Raw genomic sequence first — 14,215 nt, forward strand, 5'->3', positions numbered from 1 at the left:
GTGTGCATGGATCGGATCCGTGCCACATGGTGCACCAGGGCATGACTGCTCAATTTTCCGGGACTGTCTGAATAACGGTTGATCCGGTCCTTGGTTCGACAGGCCGAGCCCAGCTTCGCGGGAAGGATCGACGATGACCGAAACACTGGATCCCATGGCAGCGACTGAGGTGGATCAGAAGCAGTTGGCCGAGCAGCTCCTGGCTCAAGCCAAGGAGCAAGGCATCGAGTTGATGGGCCCGAATGGGCTCCTCAATCAGCCCACCAAGAACGTCCTCGAATCGGCGTTGGACGCGGAGATGACCGAACATCTCGGCTATGAGAAACACGACGCTGCCGGCCGCGGCAGCGGGAACTCTCGCAACGGTACCCGCTCGAAGACCGTGCTAACCGAGATCGGATCGGTGGAGATCGAGGTGCCGCGCGACATCGATTTCTTCTTCGCTCCTCAGGTAGTCAAGAAGAGGCAGCGTCGCCCGACGGGTGTCGAAGAGATCGTATTATCGCTCACTGCACAGGGTTTGACGATCGGTGAGGTGGCTGCACACTTTCAGGACATCTACGGCGCGACGGTATCGAAGGACACCATCTCGCGCATCACCGACAAGGTCGTCGGAGAGATGACCGACTGGTAGAACCGGCCACTCGAGGGCGCGTGTATCTAGTGATGTTCATCGACGCCGTGCACGTGAAAGTGCGGGAGGGTCAGGTCACGAACAGGCTGATGTATGTCGCGATCGGTGTCACCGTCAACGGTGAACGCGACATCCTCGGGATCTGGGCCGGCGAGGGCGGTGAAGGCGGTGAAGGCGCAAAATTCTGGCTCTCGGTGCTCACCGAGATCAAGAACCGAGTCGTTGCCGACGTCTGCGTCGTGGTGTGCGACGGGCTCAAGGGTTTGCCGGAAGCGATCAACACCGTCTGGGATCACGTACGCGTCGAAGTACTGCCCCTTGACCGGGCCGGCAAGTTTGGTGATGTCCCACGAGTACACCTGCAGCGGGGCGGTCGCGACCAACTCCGGGCATGCCCTGGCCGGGTGCCGCGCGAGGCGCCTACGTTCGCTGACCTGTCTGTTCTCGCGTAGCACCCGGTACATCGTGGACACCGAACACAGGTAATTGCCTTCGTCGAGGAGTTGAGCGTAGACCTGCAACGGCGCCAGGTCGGCGAATCGGTCGCAATTGAGGGCCGCGAGTATGCGCGGACGTTCACTGGAGGTGAGCTTGTTGACCGGTTCCGCGGACGGTACCGGCGGTGTCGGTGCCGAAGCTGCGATACGCCGCCGTGCCGCCGTCGAGCGGTGCAGTGATCGGCCCAGTCGCCTCTCAGAGTGAGGACGCGTTCACGGCGTTGCGACGAACCGGTAGCGTTGATGGCCGTCACCGTGAGTCGATTGGATTGGTCCGGTGGGCAATTCGGCCGCTGCTTCGGCGGCCGGTCGAGCTCTCGCAGTCATGTGGCTAATCTGCGATCAACTCCAGCATCAATATGGCGCGGGCGGTTAGTTCGCTAGTTGGCATGACCCGCATACCTCCCCACGTTTCGAGCAACGTGATCTGCGGGGGCTGGGCGATGTAGCAGGTTCCGTGATCGCCGGCGAGGTCGAATCGGCCGTCTCCGGCGTTGGCTAACCACAGCGGGCCGCGGCCGGTGCTGTGGCGTTGGAAGACCCGGGTGCCGGCCACAATGCGAAGCGCGGTGGGACTCCTAGCTGGTGCGGTGGGGGAGGCGCGAGTAGACGCAGTAAAGCGCGGCAACGATGCACTCATCCACCTTGACAACTGAATCACCCCGGCAAGTCCGGAGACTTTCTAGTTTGAAAACTCCGCGATGCGCTGAGTTCTGTGTTCACCGTAATAGAGCGCTTCGAGTTCGGCTGGTGGGATGTCCCCGCAGTGCTCGTATAGTCTGCGGTGACCCAAACCAGTCCACCCATTCCAACGTGGCGATTTCTACGTTCGACTGTTCACCACGGTCCCGGCGGCTTGATCAGCTCGGTCTTGTACAGGCCGTTTATTGTCTCCGCGAGGGCGTTGTCGTAGCTGTCCGCGGTTGTTCCGATCGAGGCATCGATGCCGGCCTCGGTCAGCCGCTCGGTGAAGGCAATCGAGGTGTATTGGGCGCCGCGGTCGTGGTGGTGAATCAGTCCCGACAGGTCCGTGATGCCTTCACGTCGTCTCGTCCAGATCGCGTGCTCGATCGCATCGAGAACCAACGGGGTGGTCATCCTCGTCGAAGTCCTCCATCCGAGTATTCGCCGCGAGTAGGCGTCGATCACGAATGCCACGTACACCCACCCGGACCACGTCGAAACGTACGTAAAGTCTGCTACCCACAACACATTTGGTCCGATCGGGTTGAACTTTCGTTGCACCAGATCCTCCGCCCGCTGCGCCTGTGGATCTGCGATGGTGGTGCGCTTCTTCTTGCCACGTCGGGCTCCTTCGAGGCCGAGGGTGCTCATCAGTCGTTCGACAGTGCAGCGGGCCACGTCGATGTCCTCTCGTCGTAATTGCAGCCAGACTTTGCGTGCGCCGTAGACCGAGTAGTTCTGGTCGTGAACCCGACTGATCTCGGCCTTCAGCTTTTCATCGCGTACCGCTCGTTTCGATGCTGCGCGGCTGCGGGCCTCGTAGTAGGTGGACGGCGCGATCGGGCAGCCGTGCTCGGTGAGCACCCTGCAGATCGGCACGACGGAAGTACTCCTGTTTGTTGTTCTCGATGTAGTCGATGATCACTTGTTGTTGCGGTCGAGCTCCGCCGCGAAGAAAACCGACGCTGATTTCAGTATCTCGTTGGCGCGCTTGAGTTCTCGGTTCTCCGCACGGAGCTTTTTCATCTCCGCTGCCATCTCACTGGTCACTGCGGGGCGCTGACCGGCATCGGTCTGGGACCGTCGGATCCAGTTGTGCAACGTCTGTGCGGTTCCGATACCGAGCTTGTGCGCGACCGATTCGATCGCTGCCCACTCGGAGGGATGCTCATGCTGGACTTCGGCGACCATCCGCACCGCCCGCTCACGCAACTCCGGCGGGTACCTCTTCTGCGATCCTGACGACATGACTCCATCCTTCCCAAAGAACGAAGTCTCCGGACGCGCCGGGGTGATTCAGTTTGTTTGAGGCGAGTGCGATGTCGGTTAGACGCGCCTGCTCGACTTGAAGTGCAGCATCACGTGTGCGCAGCAATCGTGGGCAATTGGTCGCCAGTGAATACGTCGCGTTACCGGTAAAACAATGCGCGACAGCCATTCTGAGCTGTTCGAAAAATACCGATAAGCTATATTTCGTCGTGTCGGTATTGCCGTTTTCGAGACGTCCCACCCTCGTCGACGAACGGATTAAGGCGACGCGTTGTCGCGGGCATCGTGGATCTTGCTGTATGCCGAAATCTGTTGACAATCAACTTGGGTCGGATAAACGCGACTACCGTGGAAGTCAGCTATCGATCATAGGCGCGGGGGTCACGCGCGCGATGGGGCAGCACCAGCCGATCGCGACACTGCTTGAGAAACCCGGACTCTATCCATCTTGAACTGGCTGTCATCGTCTGCAATCAATCAATGAGCCGGGCGGCCGTCATGGATCATGGCAGGAGGTCGAAGTAGTGAGAACGGGCTTTCATGGCGTGTATGAGCAGTTCGTTTCCGCTGTCGAAACGCAGGACGACCAGTTCGAGTAGGCGGCCGTTTGGGTCGAAACCCAACCGGAATTGGCGGGCGGGGTTGTCGTCGTCCAAATCGGCGACATAGACGTGGTGCTCTGCTGCGTAGATGCCGGCGTCTTCGCCGATTCCGTGTTTCAGTGCGGATTTGTGTGCTCTCACGCGACCTGGGTCCAGGCACGCACTGCTGCTCGTATTGCTTCGGATCGGGAGACATGCTCTTGCTCGGCGCGCACGTTCAACGCTTCGAGCAGGGCGGCGTCCATGCGCACGGGCACTACCGCTCCGGGCCCGGTTCCGAGGGTGGGTCGGCCTCGTTTACGTAACTTCTCGGTGGCGTAGCCTGCCTCGGCTTCGTCTACCCATTCTTCGATCATGCTGTCGGTGACGGGCAGACCGTTGATCGTTTCGTCAGTCATCTAATTAGTGTAATACGAAATTCGGCGGCGGAGGGCGCTGATACAGCCAACACCCCGTCTCGCTGTGCGAGCTGGTCAGACAGTCAGTGCATCTGCCCCCGGCATGCTGCCGGTTCGCCATCAAACGTCAAGGCGGCTTGACGGTGCGGTAACTGTCGTTCACGCAGCGTCCACGTCGACCGAGGCCGTCTGTTGTTCGAATGACTCTAGCCGACCACATACCTACCGTTTGAATTGCGTTTACAGGAGAACTCCGCGTAAGCGATCAGTTCCGTCCATCGTTCCCGTTCGAGTCGTGCGGCGGGCTGTAGAATGTAGCTGCTCAAAGAACGGTTGCAGCACAAGCGAAATGAACTGAGATCCGTTGTCCGTCTGCGTTACGTTCGTCCTGTCAAGAGGTAGGGCGAGCGGTTCCATTGGGTCGGGAGTTATGCGCGTCGATGTCGCCGGGGGTGTTGCTGATCCGCGGGGTCGAGGTTCTGTCGGTGGTGCTGACTAGTTGTCCGCCATGGCAAACTCCACCGACAGCGGCACTGGACCAGACGAGACGATGACGGCTATCGCCGTAGCGATGCGGACCGCGGGAGTGGCCGAGCGGCGCGAAAGGCTGCTCGCGCTGTGGGAGCGCGTCGGTGCCGGCGGAGATCCATTGCATCGATGCACGATCAGCCACTATTTGGCCGACGTGTGCGACGATGCGGCGGAGGCGCTGACCTGGGATATCCGTGCGTTGGACGCTGCGGACACGTTGACCGACGACCGCGTCAAGGCACACCATGCGTCGTTGAACGTCGCCGGGTTCTATCCCTCTCTGCACCTCAGTTTGGCCGACAAGTATCGCCGGCTCAGTTCGTTGGCCGCTGCTGCGCGGCACTTGGACGAAGCGAATCGTCGGCTGCGAGCGCTTTCCGACGACGGCTACGGGCGGATCGTCAGGGATGGTATCGACCATGTCACTGTTGCCTTGGCCGCTGGCTCGACTGAACGGTTACCAAGTCACTGAATGTGTTGAGCATCAAAGTGATCGCACAGGGTGTCGCCGAAGCTTCGGCGGTCAATTCACAGGCGCCAACGCGTCGGCGAGCATGTGAATCGCCGCGGTGGTGGAAAGCGCACGCACGCTTGCGCGGTCGCCGGGGAGCCGGAGTGTGCGGGTCATGGTGGGCCGGTCGGCAGAGGCGATTGCGAAGCAGACAGTGCCGACCGGTTTGAGGTCTGTGCCGCCCCCCGGTCCCGCGACGCCACTGGTCGATACCGCGATATCGACGTCGAGTCTGCCCCGTGCGCCCTCCGCCATCTGGGCGGCCACTTCTTCACTGACAGCACCGTGTTCTTCGATCAGCTCAGCAGGGACGTCGAGGAGGCCGGTTTTGGCTTCGTTGGCGTAGGACACGACCGCGCCGATGACGTACGCCGACGATCCCGCGCGATCGGTGAGGCGTGCGGCGATCATGCCACCGGTGCACGATTCTGCGGTGGCAATCCGATGGCCTGCCAACCGGTTCGCCACGATGTCGTCGATGGTGGATCCGTCGATCGAAAAGACCTGTGCGCCATGATTTTTGTCGATGAGAGCAGCAAGATCCGCGTATGCGGTTGCGGCGGGCTCTGCGTAGCGGGTCACCATCTCGAGCTCGCCGAGCTGCAGGCAGGTGGTGATTTCGAGATCACCGAATCCCGTGACCTGGCGCTCCGCCGTCCGTAGCGTTGCGGCCAGGTCGGCTTCGGACAGCCCGTACGCACGTATGGTGTTCTGACGGATTTGAGTGCTTCGGGCCAGGACCTCGGCGACCGGCGCGGTATCGAGTGCCTCTGGCCACATCGCCTGCAGTTCGCGAGGCGGACCGGGCAATATCAGGACAGCGGGCAGTGCCCCGGAGTCTCCGGCAGGTATCGCGACACCGGGGGCGGTTCCGGTCGGTGGAATGGAATACGCACCGTGCGGAACCATTGCCTGCTTGCGAATACCTGCCAGCAGCGGCTCTGAGTCGGTGGCAGAACTCAGCCGGCTTCGCCATCGCTGCACGATTGCGTGGATGCGTTGCTCGAGTTGGTCGTCGAGGTGCAATTCGCGGTCGTACAGAGCGGCAACGGTCTCCACGGTGAGATCGTCAGCGGTCGGGCCTAAGCCTCCGGTGGTGACGATCAAGTCGACGCGCTGATCCGCGAGAAACTGCAGTTGCGCCGTCAGGTCCTCGGGGCGGTCACCGCAGATCGTGATGTGTGCAACGTCCACTCCCATCTCCAAGAGTTGCTGAGCTACCCACGGGCCGTTCCTGTCGGTGACCCGTCCGGCCAGAACTTCGTTTCCCGTAACCACTACACCCGCGCGCACCGTCATTCCTCGACCATACTGGCGACCGTCATATCTACGCGGATAGCCGCCTCCGGTGTAACGACGACCGATGTCCTCAGTAGGACCGGTCGCCTCGAGTTCAGCTGAGACGGCGGACCTGTAACAGTCCGATAGCACCTATGGCGACGCTGAAGGTAAGCATCAGCCCAGTTTCAATGGCTTGGAACCGCCAGAAGTCGTCCTCGGTGTAGTAGCGAATGTCGAAGCCATCGACGCCTTGGTCCTTTAGACACGCATCGAATCGATCGGCACGGTTCGTTCTGTCGAGTCGCGCCCGCTCGGCGCGCTGTTCGTCCGACTCATCGGCACGCTTTTCTCCGGATCCATCCTGGTACTGCGGCCGACAGCGTGTGGTTTCGGGCCTTACAGTTGCACCACTCGCATCGACGTAGCCGGCGTCGATGACCCAGGTTCCGTCCGTGGTGTAGTACGGGTTCGGAGGGTATTCGGATTCGCGGTACAGACCGTCTATCGCCTCGCTTCGGACCGTGGGTGTTCCGTAGTGCTCACGTGCGATCCACGTGAAAGCGACAGGGACGAAAAGGAATACGAACAGCGTGGCGAGCATGGCCATGATCCCGCTACGGAACACGAGTGCCAGAGTGCTACCGATGAGCAATACGACGAGTGTGTACGCGCCGAGAACGACACCGGCGGTTTCGAAGTGCGGAAAATCGAACAACGAGAACTTGACGGACGGCTTGCCACTCGTGCTCATTGAATCTCGTGATGGACCCGCGGCCCAGTGCAATGCCAACCCGAGACACAACATTGCACCCGAGATCGGCAAGAAGACCACAACAATGCGTGCGAAGTACCACTGAACCCTGCTTGTCGATTGCGTCAGCGACAATACGTGCATTTGGGAATCCACTTCGCGGGCGAACGTGGGGACACCGACGAACATGCCGAACAGTAACGGCAGCAGCAACGCGAACAGCGTCGACAACGTCAACGCTGTTTCTGGCCTGCACGGCCCTACATCGTTCCAGCGCGAACAAATGCCCCCGAAGGACCATGTCCAATTCGGATAGTTCGGAATGTATATCCCCGCCGTCATCGCTGCCACGATCAGGTTCACGATGAATGTCAGCGAGACCAGCAGAGGCGCCCGGTTCAAACGCCATGCCGACCAGATCACGGTCGCAACCGTCGAACCGCCAGCGTCGAACCTCCGGCAAGGAGGGCCGAAAGAAGAAGACACAGGGCAGTTTCGGTGAACTGGAAGCGCCACAACATCCGGTCCTCGAACAGCAAGTGCTCGTAGTGGTCGGCGCCCAGCTCGGTCAGACATGCGACGCGCGCCTCTGAACGGGCGGTCAAGAACGCGTCCACTCGGTCGTTGTAGTCCGCGGTGGTCTCGTCCTCGCGCGGATCAGGCCAGATGTCGTCCTCGCTCGAACACGCGTCGTACGGCAGATCGATGCGCCTCCCTGCGACGTCGGCGTAATAGGAGTCGACCATCCAGCTCGCACGCTGCACATCGGATGGGGCCACCTCGTACGCGACGCTTCGACCGGATTCGCTCATCTCGAGGGTGAGGCGGTCCACCTCGGGCGTCGCGTAGTGCTCTCGAACCAGACTCGGAAAAGCAATGATGACAGCGACGGTCGCAACCATAGTGACAACCATTGCACCGATAGTGTTGCGTAGCAAAAGCGCTGCCGTGCTACCGATGACCAATCCGAGTGCGGTGTAACCGGCGGGAACGACGCCTATGGTACCGAAGGTAGGGAATTCCAGGCGCGAATAGAACGCGTCGACGAAGCTGGACCCGAATGGACTTGTCCCGAACCGGGACCACAGCACCACATAACCCAGAACCACCATCGCCAAGACGATCGGCGTGAATACGACAAGCACGCGCGTCCAATACCACCGCATGCGCCCGACTGCCTGGGTCAAACCCAGTACGTGAGTTCGGCGTTCGATGTCGCGTGAGAAAGCCGTCACGCCCACGAACACACCGAGGACGACGGGCAGGGCAATGGTTGCCAAGCTTGCAAGAGTAAGCGAGGACTCCGTCAGGCACGTCGTGGTCGACAGACCGAAGCATCGGAACAACACATAATTCGACCCGAGGCGGTCCGCAAGGAAAGTTACTGCCGCGATGGCAGTCGCCAGCAACAGCGGTGCCAAGACTCCGAGCAGGATAGTCCCGCGGAACTGCCTCCACGTCACCCAGATCACGACGCAGTCCTGACTGTGAGGTGTGCAAGCACGACGTCGTCGAGTGAGGCGTCGTCGACCTGCCACCCAGGTGCCGCGGAGGGCCGAGGGCCTCGCACTACGAACGCAGTGCCGTCGGAACCTTTGACCTCGGCAATTACCGAGCCGAGATTCGCGACGGCTGCAGGATCACCTGACCCGACCAGCACGTAATGGTCGTCGGTGACATCGTCGATTGCTCCGGCAAGTCGAATTCGGTTGTCGCGCAGCAGTAATAGTTGGTCTGCGACGTCGACGAGTTCGGAGAGAACATGCGAGGACAGGATGATGGTGGTGCCGTGCTCGGCGGCGTCACGCATCAAGGTCCGCGCGACGTCGCGTCGGGCAACGGGGTCGAGGTCTGCGAGGGGTTCGTCGAGCAGAAGCACTTCTGGTCGACGTCCGAGAGCGAGCGCGAGTGCGACGCGCGTTCGATGTCCTGGCGATAGAGATTTAACCTGCGCAGACAGCGGGACTTCAGCTGCCTCGACCAGTTCGGAGGCGTAGTCCTGGTCCCAGGAAGGATTGGTACTTCGTCCGAAGCGGAGAATTTCTTTGACCGTGAACCGCGGATACAGTGGCTTGTGTTGAGCGAGGTAGGACAATCCGGGAGTGATCCCGCGTTGCCCGACGCTCTGACCCAGCACGGTGACGTCTCCTCGGTCAGGGGCGAGCAGCCCGACTGCGAGCGACATGGTCGTCGACTTACCGGCTCCGTTCGGCCCCACAAGTGCTGTGACGGTGCCACGTTCGACCGAGAACGTGCAGTCGTTCAGGACAGTTGTGCGGCGAAACGATTTGTCGACGCCCGCCATGGACAGAACCGTGTCGGTCATTACTGCTCTCCTTCATTTTGGTAGCGGGAGTCGAGCGCAGAGGCAACCAGAGCTTCGAAGTCGGCTCTGTCCAAGCCAGCCGAGATGCCACGGTCCAACCATCGGTTCAGCTCTCGTTGCAGAGCGGTCTTCTCGGCCATGCCAGGTTTTGCGAGAGTGGCAACGACGAAGGTCCCGACCCCGGGGTGCGGCTCGACCAACCCCTCGCGTTCGAGCTCCCGGTAAGCCTTCAGAACGGTATTGGGATTGATCGTGAGTGCGCCGACTACGTCCTTTGCGGTGGGGAGTTGATCTCCGACGGCCAGCTCGCCACGGCGAAGTGCTTGTTTGGTCTGCAGGACGAGTTGCACATACGTGGGGATACCGGAACGCCGGTCGATCCGGTAGACGATCATGAGCCTCACATTCCACTAATCTGTTAGTGGAATAAGGATGGCACACGCTGTCGAACCGGAATATGTACTTCGGCAACGAGTACCTGCATCTCGAAACGGCCCACGCGGCGCGTGCGCTACTATCTGCGTATGAATGCAGATAGTTCAGGATGTAGACGCCGCTTACTCGATGACGAGGTCGGACTTGTTGTCGAGGTGTTCCGCATGCTGGCCGACGCGACACGGGTCCAGATCTTGTGGGCGCTGGTCGATCGAGAGTTGTCGGTCAACGACCTTGCCGATCGCGTCGGAAAACCGGCCCCTTCCGTGTCGCAGCATCTGTCGAAACTACGGATGGCGCGTCTGGTCCGCACACGGCGCGAGGGCACGCAGGTGATCTATCGCCTCGAGAACGAGCATGTCCAGCAGCTGGTCACCGATGCTGTGTTCAATGCCGAACATGCCGGCCCCGGCATCCCCGGACACCACCGCGCAACGGCAGGCTTGCGCGAGCTGCACCCACACAATGCGGTCGGACCAGCCGCCAGTTCAGCATCTTCGCTCAATCATGGGGTCGTCGAACGTCATTCAGTGGAGGAGGGGCGATGACACATACTCCCAGGGGCGACGAAGTCCAGATGAACGGCGAGGAGCCCAGCCACGGGCACGGGCATGGGCATGGGCATTGGCATGGGCACGGTCATGCCCGTGCGGGGAAGGTTCATTCGGTAATGCTTGAGATCTTCGCACCACACAGCCACGATGCCGCCGACAGTATCGACGACGTCCTCGAATCCAGCCGAATCGGTATCCGTGCCGTCAAAATCAGTTTGATTGCGCTGGGAGTGACCGCTATTGCGCAGGTCATCATCGTCGCGGTATCTGGATCGGTAGCATTGCTCGCCGATACCATCCACAACTTTTCCGACGCGTTGACGGCGATCCCGCTGTGGATTGCCTTCGCCCTGGGACGCAGAGCGGCGACGCGGCGCTATACCTATGGTTACGGACGCGCCGAAGACCTCGCCGGCTTGTTCGTTGTCGCGATGATTGCGTTGTCCGCTCTGATCGCCGGCATCGAAGCCGTGCGTCGCCTGATCGATCCGGTCCCCATCGAACACCTCGGCTGGGTGGCCACTGCCGGTATCGTCGGGTTCGTCGGCAACGAACTCGTCGCGCTCTACCGAATCCGGGTCGGTCGCCAAATCGGCTCTGCCGCACTGGTTGCCGATGGGTTGCACGCTCGTACTGATGGTTTTACCTCGCTGGCAGTGGTGATCGGTGCCGGCGGTGTGGCGCTGGGATTTCCCCTGGCCGACCCGATCGTGGGTCTGGTCATTACCGCCGCAATTCTCGCTGTACTGCGCTCGGCAGCGCGCGATGTTTTTCGGCGGCTCATGGATGGTGTCGAGCCGGACTTCGTCGAGGCAGCTGAGACAGCGTTGACGCAGGAGAGCGGTGTCCTTGCTGTGCGCAGCGTCAAGATGCGGTGGATAGGGCATCGATTGCACGCTGACGCCGAACTCGATATCGACCCTTCCACCAGTCTCGTCGACGCGCATCGGCTAGCCCACCGCGCAGAGCACACCCTGACCCACACCGTTCCGAAGCTCACGACTGCTCTCATTCATGCGTACCCCGCCCACGAGTCCGAGACGCCTGGCAGACACCTGTGAGAAGCATGTAGCTCCGTTCCCGCAGAGCAGGCAAGTCGCGATTCTTGCTGCCGGAGTGGAGAGTCGATCGTCGGTGGACTGCCGCCTCCAGGTCGCAGTATGCGTACCGTGCTCGCTGGCTCCGTTCAGTTTCGCGCGGTGCTCCGCGGAGTTCCGTTGCTAGTGTTTGGGATCGGATATGGATACTCACCGCCGTGCGGTTGCAACGCCGATGAGCAGTACCAGGGCAGCGAGCGCGCCGAAACCTGCGGTGAGCGTCGCGGCGGCCGCTACCCCGGCGACGAGGAGTGGGCCGCCGGCGTCGCCGAGTTCACGGCCGAGTTCAGCGGCACCCATGGTCTGGCCCATGCGTTCTTCGGGGGTCGAGGCAGCGAGCGAGGCGAACGCTAGGGGAGTGATGATGCCGGTACCGATTCCAATGGCGATGCCGGCACCTAGGAGACCGGCCAGTCCGGGAAGCATCGCGGCGGCAAGGCCTAGAGCAGTCAGACCCAGCCCGGCGGCCATACCTGCCGTAGCGGAGATCGTGCCGCTATCGAGGGCGCGGCCGGCGCGTGGTTGCGTCAATGCAGCGCATAACGCCAGCACTGACACCGCTGCTCCTGTCTCGATGGACCCCAGGCCGGCGGCTGCGCCAGAGACCGGGAGGAATCCGACTCCGACAGACAAAGCTGCGGTTGCAGCAGCGAGCGCAATGGTGGGCCGCAGGAAGTGTGAGTCGCTCAGACGGCGGGCGAGATCGACCACTGTTTGGCGTTGACGAGGAAGTGCAGGCACTGCCGACACGACTGCTCGAGCCCAGATTGCAACAACGCCTGCGAGGACGGTGGTCACAGCGAACAGTAGTGTTAGATCGCCGATCCACACTATTACGCCGCCCAGTAGTGGGCCGGCGGTGTAGCCGAGGCTCTTGTAGAAGCCGTAGGTTCCGAAACCTTTTCCGCGCTTGGCTTTCGGGTTCAGGCGCGCTACCAGGGAGCTTGCTGCGGGGGAGAATGCCGACGCTGCGGCACCTTGCCCCAGGCGCGCGAGCCATAACCAGTTCGTGTCGGCGACGAGGACGAACAGGAGTGAGGTTGCGGCGAACCCGATCAAACCGCCGAGGAGGACGGGTTTTGCTCCGACCTTGTCGGCGAGTGTCCCGAAGACTGGCTTCAGGAGTACTTCGGCGCCGTCGTAGAGGGCCAGGAGTAGGCCGAGGTAGAGAAGAGAGTCGGCGAGATTGTCGAGGTCGAACACGAGGTTCGCTGCGACGGCATGGGCGCCGAATGCCGTGGTGAAACCTGCCGCGTACAGGGGCCACATGCGCCAGCGTTCCACGGCGGTTTCATTGTTCATGCGTGGTGGTTGTTGTCGATGGATTCGGGATCGTGCAGGGCGGCGATCACGCGTTCGGAGTAGTCCTCGAATCGCTGCCCACATTCTTGTAATTCTTCTGTGGCGCGTTCGGAGTTGTTCGCGCCAAATACATCCCGTGCTTTCAGATCACGATGCCAGCGGCGTAGTCGGTCGAGGCTCTGATCCTCTTCTTCGAGTTCGGCCAAGGTGAACTTACGGATCCTGATTTCCTTGTCGAGTTCAGCTTTGTATTTGGCGCAGTCGGAGAGGAATTCGGTCCAGTCATCCTCGCGTGCAGCGGTGAACATCGCTTCGAACCGGGAACCGTCCTCGGTGGTGGCACCGCTCGCGTGGAGGAAGATGATCTCACCTCCGGCACGTTTTACCAGGGCGCGGGCGCGGTCGATTCCGGTGGAGAACGCAGGCACATTCGGTACGGCCCAGGTGCCTTGGCCGATCGACAATGCGCCGATCTTGCGAAGTTCGCGCCATACCGCAACACGGTGTCGTGATGGTTCGGCCGGGATCTGGGTCAAGATTATTCGCCAGTGGGTAGAGGCTTCTTCGTCGTACACCAGGTAAATGTATCAGCGGCTACATTTGAAAGGAGTGCTCCGGTTACTTTTTACTCTTTTTCTAACGGATGGCGATCGATGATGGCAACTGTGAGGTGGCTGAGCACGCTGTGATCGAACTGGTGGTCCCGCGCCACGTCGGCGGGGAACCACCAGAGTCGAGCGATCTCCGTGGGCGGTCGACTGCGCTCGCATTGGGCAGTGCATATTTCGCGCCGACGCCGGCCGAGGAAAGACTTCAGAACGCCCCAGACTCAGAACGCCTCATATGTGCCTTCATGTCTGGGTTCCCGGCTCGATCAGTCGGAGGTCAAATGGTAGTCACCGGCCTCGTCGAGCGCGGCGGCAACTTGGCTCCGGCTGAGAAGCGACGCGGAGTCGATCGATACCGTCGAAACACCGCCGGCGACGAGTACGACGGTGACATGGCGGACACCCTCGATAGCTTCGACTTCGGTGGTGACTGCCCGCGCGCAGTGCCCGCAGGTGAGCCCGGTGACAGCAAATTGCTGATCGGTTGGGCTCGAAGGGATTTTGGTAGCCGTCGAGGGATGCGATGAACCGCAACCACAACCGCAGCCGTTGTTCGGTGAGAGGTCGGTCAAAGTGAGATCCGAGGTGGCGGTGGGGTTCATTGGACTCCGATCACTTACGCGCATACCCATGGGGGGTACCTGATCGGTCGACTATACCCCCCATGGGTATGCCGGTGTCAATGTTGCAAGCAGCCATGACAGGCAGGGTCAGCACCTGTTTCGGGTGCGTTGG

The 14,215-nt window shown here is 61.2% G+C and carries 14 protein-coding genes and 3 pseudogenes; 4 read left to right on the plus strand and 13 right to left on the minus strand.

Going from position 1 to position 14,215, the window contains the following annotated elements; genetic code table 11:
* Positions 1-154 precede the first annotated feature (154 nt).
* Positions 155-924 (plus strand): annotated as a pseudogene (locus E5720_RS18995) (IS256 family transposase); the annotation flags it as partial.
* Here the strand turns inward: E5720_RS18995 and E5720_RS22200 are convergent.
* From E5720_RS22200 to E5720_RS19015, 5 genes and pseudogenes are all read right to left on the minus strand, one after another.
* Positions 919-1,236, minus strand: a pseudogene (locus tag E5720_RS22200) (IS3 family transposase); the annotation flags it as partial. The pseudogenes E5720_RS18995 and E5720_RS22200 sit on opposite strands and share 6 nt — an antisense overlap.
* Before the next feature lie 226 nt (positions 1,237-1,462).
* Positions 1,463-1,687: a hypothetical protein gene (locus E5720_RS19000; protein ID WP_136176624.1), complete on the minus strand. Its 225-nt coding sequence runs from the start codon at positions 1,685-1,687 to the stop codon at positions 1,463-1,465.
* A 126-nt stretch (positions 1,688-1,813) separates the two neighbouring features.
* A pseudogene (locus E5720_RS19005) lies at positions 1,814-3,063 on the minus strand (IS3 family transposase).
* Between the two features lie 524 nt (positions 3,064-3,587).
* Positions 3,588-3,827, minus strand: coding sequence for a toxin (locus E5720_RS19010; protein WP_136171925.1), 240 nt, complete (start codon positions 3,825-3,827; stop codon positions 3,588-3,590).
* Positions 3,824-4,084, minus strand: coding sequence for a ribbon-helix-helix domain-containing protein (locus E5720_RS19015; RefSeq protein WP_136171926.1), 261 nt, complete (start codon positions 4,082-4,084; stop codon positions 3,824-3,826). Before E5720_RS19015 ends, E5720_RS19010 begins: the two co-directional genes overlap by 4 nt.
* Before the next feature lie 508 nt (positions 4,085-4,592).
* Here E5720_RS19015 and E5720_RS19020 point away from each other — a divergent pair.
* A complete protein-coding gene (locus tag E5720_RS19020) occupies positions 4,593-5,087 on the plus strand; it encodes a hypothetical protein (protein ID WP_136171927.1) in 495 nt (164 codons plus the stop codon).
* A gap of 51 nt (positions 5,088-5,138) precedes the next feature.
* Here E5720_RS19020 and E5720_RS19025 read toward each other — a convergent pair whose 3' ends face one another.
* The 5 genes from E5720_RS19025 to E5720_RS19045 form a co-directional block, all read right to left on the minus strand.
* Complete coding sequence (locus E5720_RS19025) at positions 5,139-6,425, minus strand: competence/damage-inducible protein A (protein WP_136171928.1); 1,287 nt, start codon at positions 6,423-6,425, stop codon at positions 5,139-5,141.
* Between the two features lie 94 nt (positions 6,426-6,519).
* Complete coding sequence (locus E5720_RS19030) at positions 6,520-7,581, minus strand: hypothetical protein (protein WP_136171929.1); 1,062 nt, start codon at positions 7,579-7,581, stop codon at positions 6,520-6,522.
* Positions 7,578-8,630 (minus strand): ABC transporter permease, encoded by a 1,053-nt coding sequence (locus tag E5720_RS19035; RefSeq protein WP_136171930.1) that lies wholly within the window; start codon positions 8,628-8,630, stop codon positions 7,578-7,580. The genes E5720_RS19030 and E5720_RS19035 overlap by 4 nt, the downstream gene beginning before the upstream one ends.
* Positions 8,627-9,484, minus strand: a complete 858-nt coding sequence (locus E5720_RS19040) for an ABC transporter ATP-binding protein (RefSeq protein ID WP_136171931.1) — start codon at positions 9,482-9,484, stop codon at positions 8,627-8,629. The genes E5720_RS19035 and E5720_RS19040 overlap by 4 nt, the downstream gene beginning before the upstream one ends.
* The gene (locus E5720_RS19045; RefSeq protein WP_084346724.1) at positions 9,484-9,879 is read right to left on the minus strand and encodes a GntR family transcriptional regulator; all 396 of its coding nucleotides are present in this window, start codon (positions 9,877-9,879) and stop codon (positions 9,484-9,486) included. Before E5720_RS19045 ends, E5720_RS19040 begins: the two co-directional genes overlap by 1 nt.
* Before the next feature lie 129 nt (positions 9,880-10,008).
* Here E5720_RS19045 and E5720_RS19050 point away from each other — a divergent pair, with 129 nt between their 5' ends.
* Together E5720_RS19050 and E5720_RS19055 are read left to right on the plus strand one after the other, a co-directional pair.
* Positions 10,009-10,467 carry a metalloregulator ArsR/SmtB family transcription factor gene (locus E5720_RS19050; protein WP_136171932.1) on the plus strand — a complete coding sequence of 153 codons (459 nt, stop codon included), beginning with the start codon at positions 10,009-10,011 and terminating at the stop codon, positions 10,465-10,467.
* A 29-nt stretch (positions 10,468-10,496) separates the two neighbouring features.
* Positions 10,497-11,534, plus strand: a complete 1,038-nt coding sequence (locus tag E5720_RS19055) for a cation diffusion facilitator family transporter (protein ID WP_084346799.1) — start codon at positions 10,497-10,499, stop codon at positions 11,532-11,534.
* A 186-nt stretch (positions 11,535-11,720) separates the two neighbouring features.
* Here the strand turns inward: E5720_RS19055 and E5720_RS19060 are convergent, their stop codons facing one another.
* From E5720_RS19060 to E5720_RS19070, 3 genes are all read right to left on the minus strand, one after another.
* Positions 11,721-12,872 (minus strand): MFS transporter, encoded by a 1,152-nt coding sequence (locus E5720_RS19060; protein WP_247596050.1) that lies wholly within the window; start codon positions 12,870-12,872, stop codon positions 11,721-11,723.
* The gene (locus E5720_RS19065; RefSeq protein WP_136171933.1) at positions 12,869-13,447 is read right to left on the minus strand and encodes a Chromate resistance protein ChrB; all 579 of its coding nucleotides are present in this window, start codon (positions 13,445-13,447) and stop codon (positions 12,869-12,871) included. The genes E5720_RS19060 and E5720_RS19065 overlap by 4 nt, the downstream gene beginning before the upstream one ends.
* Positions 13,448-13,746: 299 nt before the next feature.
* A complete protein-coding gene (locus E5720_RS19070) occupies positions 13,747-14,082 on the minus strand; it encodes a heavy-metal-associated domain-containing protein (protein ID WP_210729909.1) in 336 nt (111 codons plus the stop codon).
* Between the last annotated feature and the right edge of the window lie 133 nt (positions 14,083-14,215).

This window comes from Rhodococcus sp. PAMC28707 (assembly GCF_004795915.1).
Classification (GTDB): Bacteria; Actinomycetota; Actinomycetes; order Mycobacteriales; family Mycobacteriaceae; genus Rhodococcoides.

Excerpts from the sequence above, each read along its gene's own strand:
- E5720_RS19015 (WP_136171926.1), bottom strand. The coding sequence starts at position 4,084 with ATGACTGACGAAACGATCAACGGTCTGCCCGTCACCGACAGCATGATC.
- E5720_RS19020 (WP_136171927.1), top strand. The coding sequence starts at position 4,593 with ATGGCAAACTCCACCGACAGCGGCACTGGACCAGACGAGACGATGACG.
- E5720_RS19025 (WP_136171928.1), bottom strand. The coding sequence starts at position 6,425 with ATGACGGTGCGCGCGGGTGTAGTGGTTACGGGAAACGAAGTTCTGGCC.
- E5720_RS19040 (WP_136171931.1), bottom strand. The coding sequence starts at position 9,484 with ATGACCGACACGGTTCTGTCCATGGCGGGCGTCGACAAATCGTTTCGC.
- E5720_RS19045 (WP_084346724.1), bottom strand. The coding sequence starts at position 9,879 with ATGATCGTCTACCGGATCGACCGGCGTTCCGGTATCCCCACGTATGTG.
- E5720_RS19050 (WP_136171932.1), top strand. The coding sequence starts at position 10,009 with ATGAATGCAGATAGTTCAGGATGTAGACGCCGCTTACTCGATGACGAG.
- E5720_RS19055 (WP_084346799.1), top strand. The coding sequence starts at position 10,497 with ATGAACGGCGAGGAGCCCAGCCACGGGCACGGGCATGGGCATGGGCAT.
- E5720_RS19060 (WP_247596050.1), bottom strand. The coding sequence starts at position 12,872 with ATGAACAATGAAACCGCCGTGGAACGCTGGCGCATGTGGCCCCTGTAC.
- E5720_RS19070 (WP_210729909.1), bottom strand. The coding sequence starts at position 14,082 with ATGAACCCCACCGCCACCTCGGATCTCACTTTGACCGACCTCTCACCG.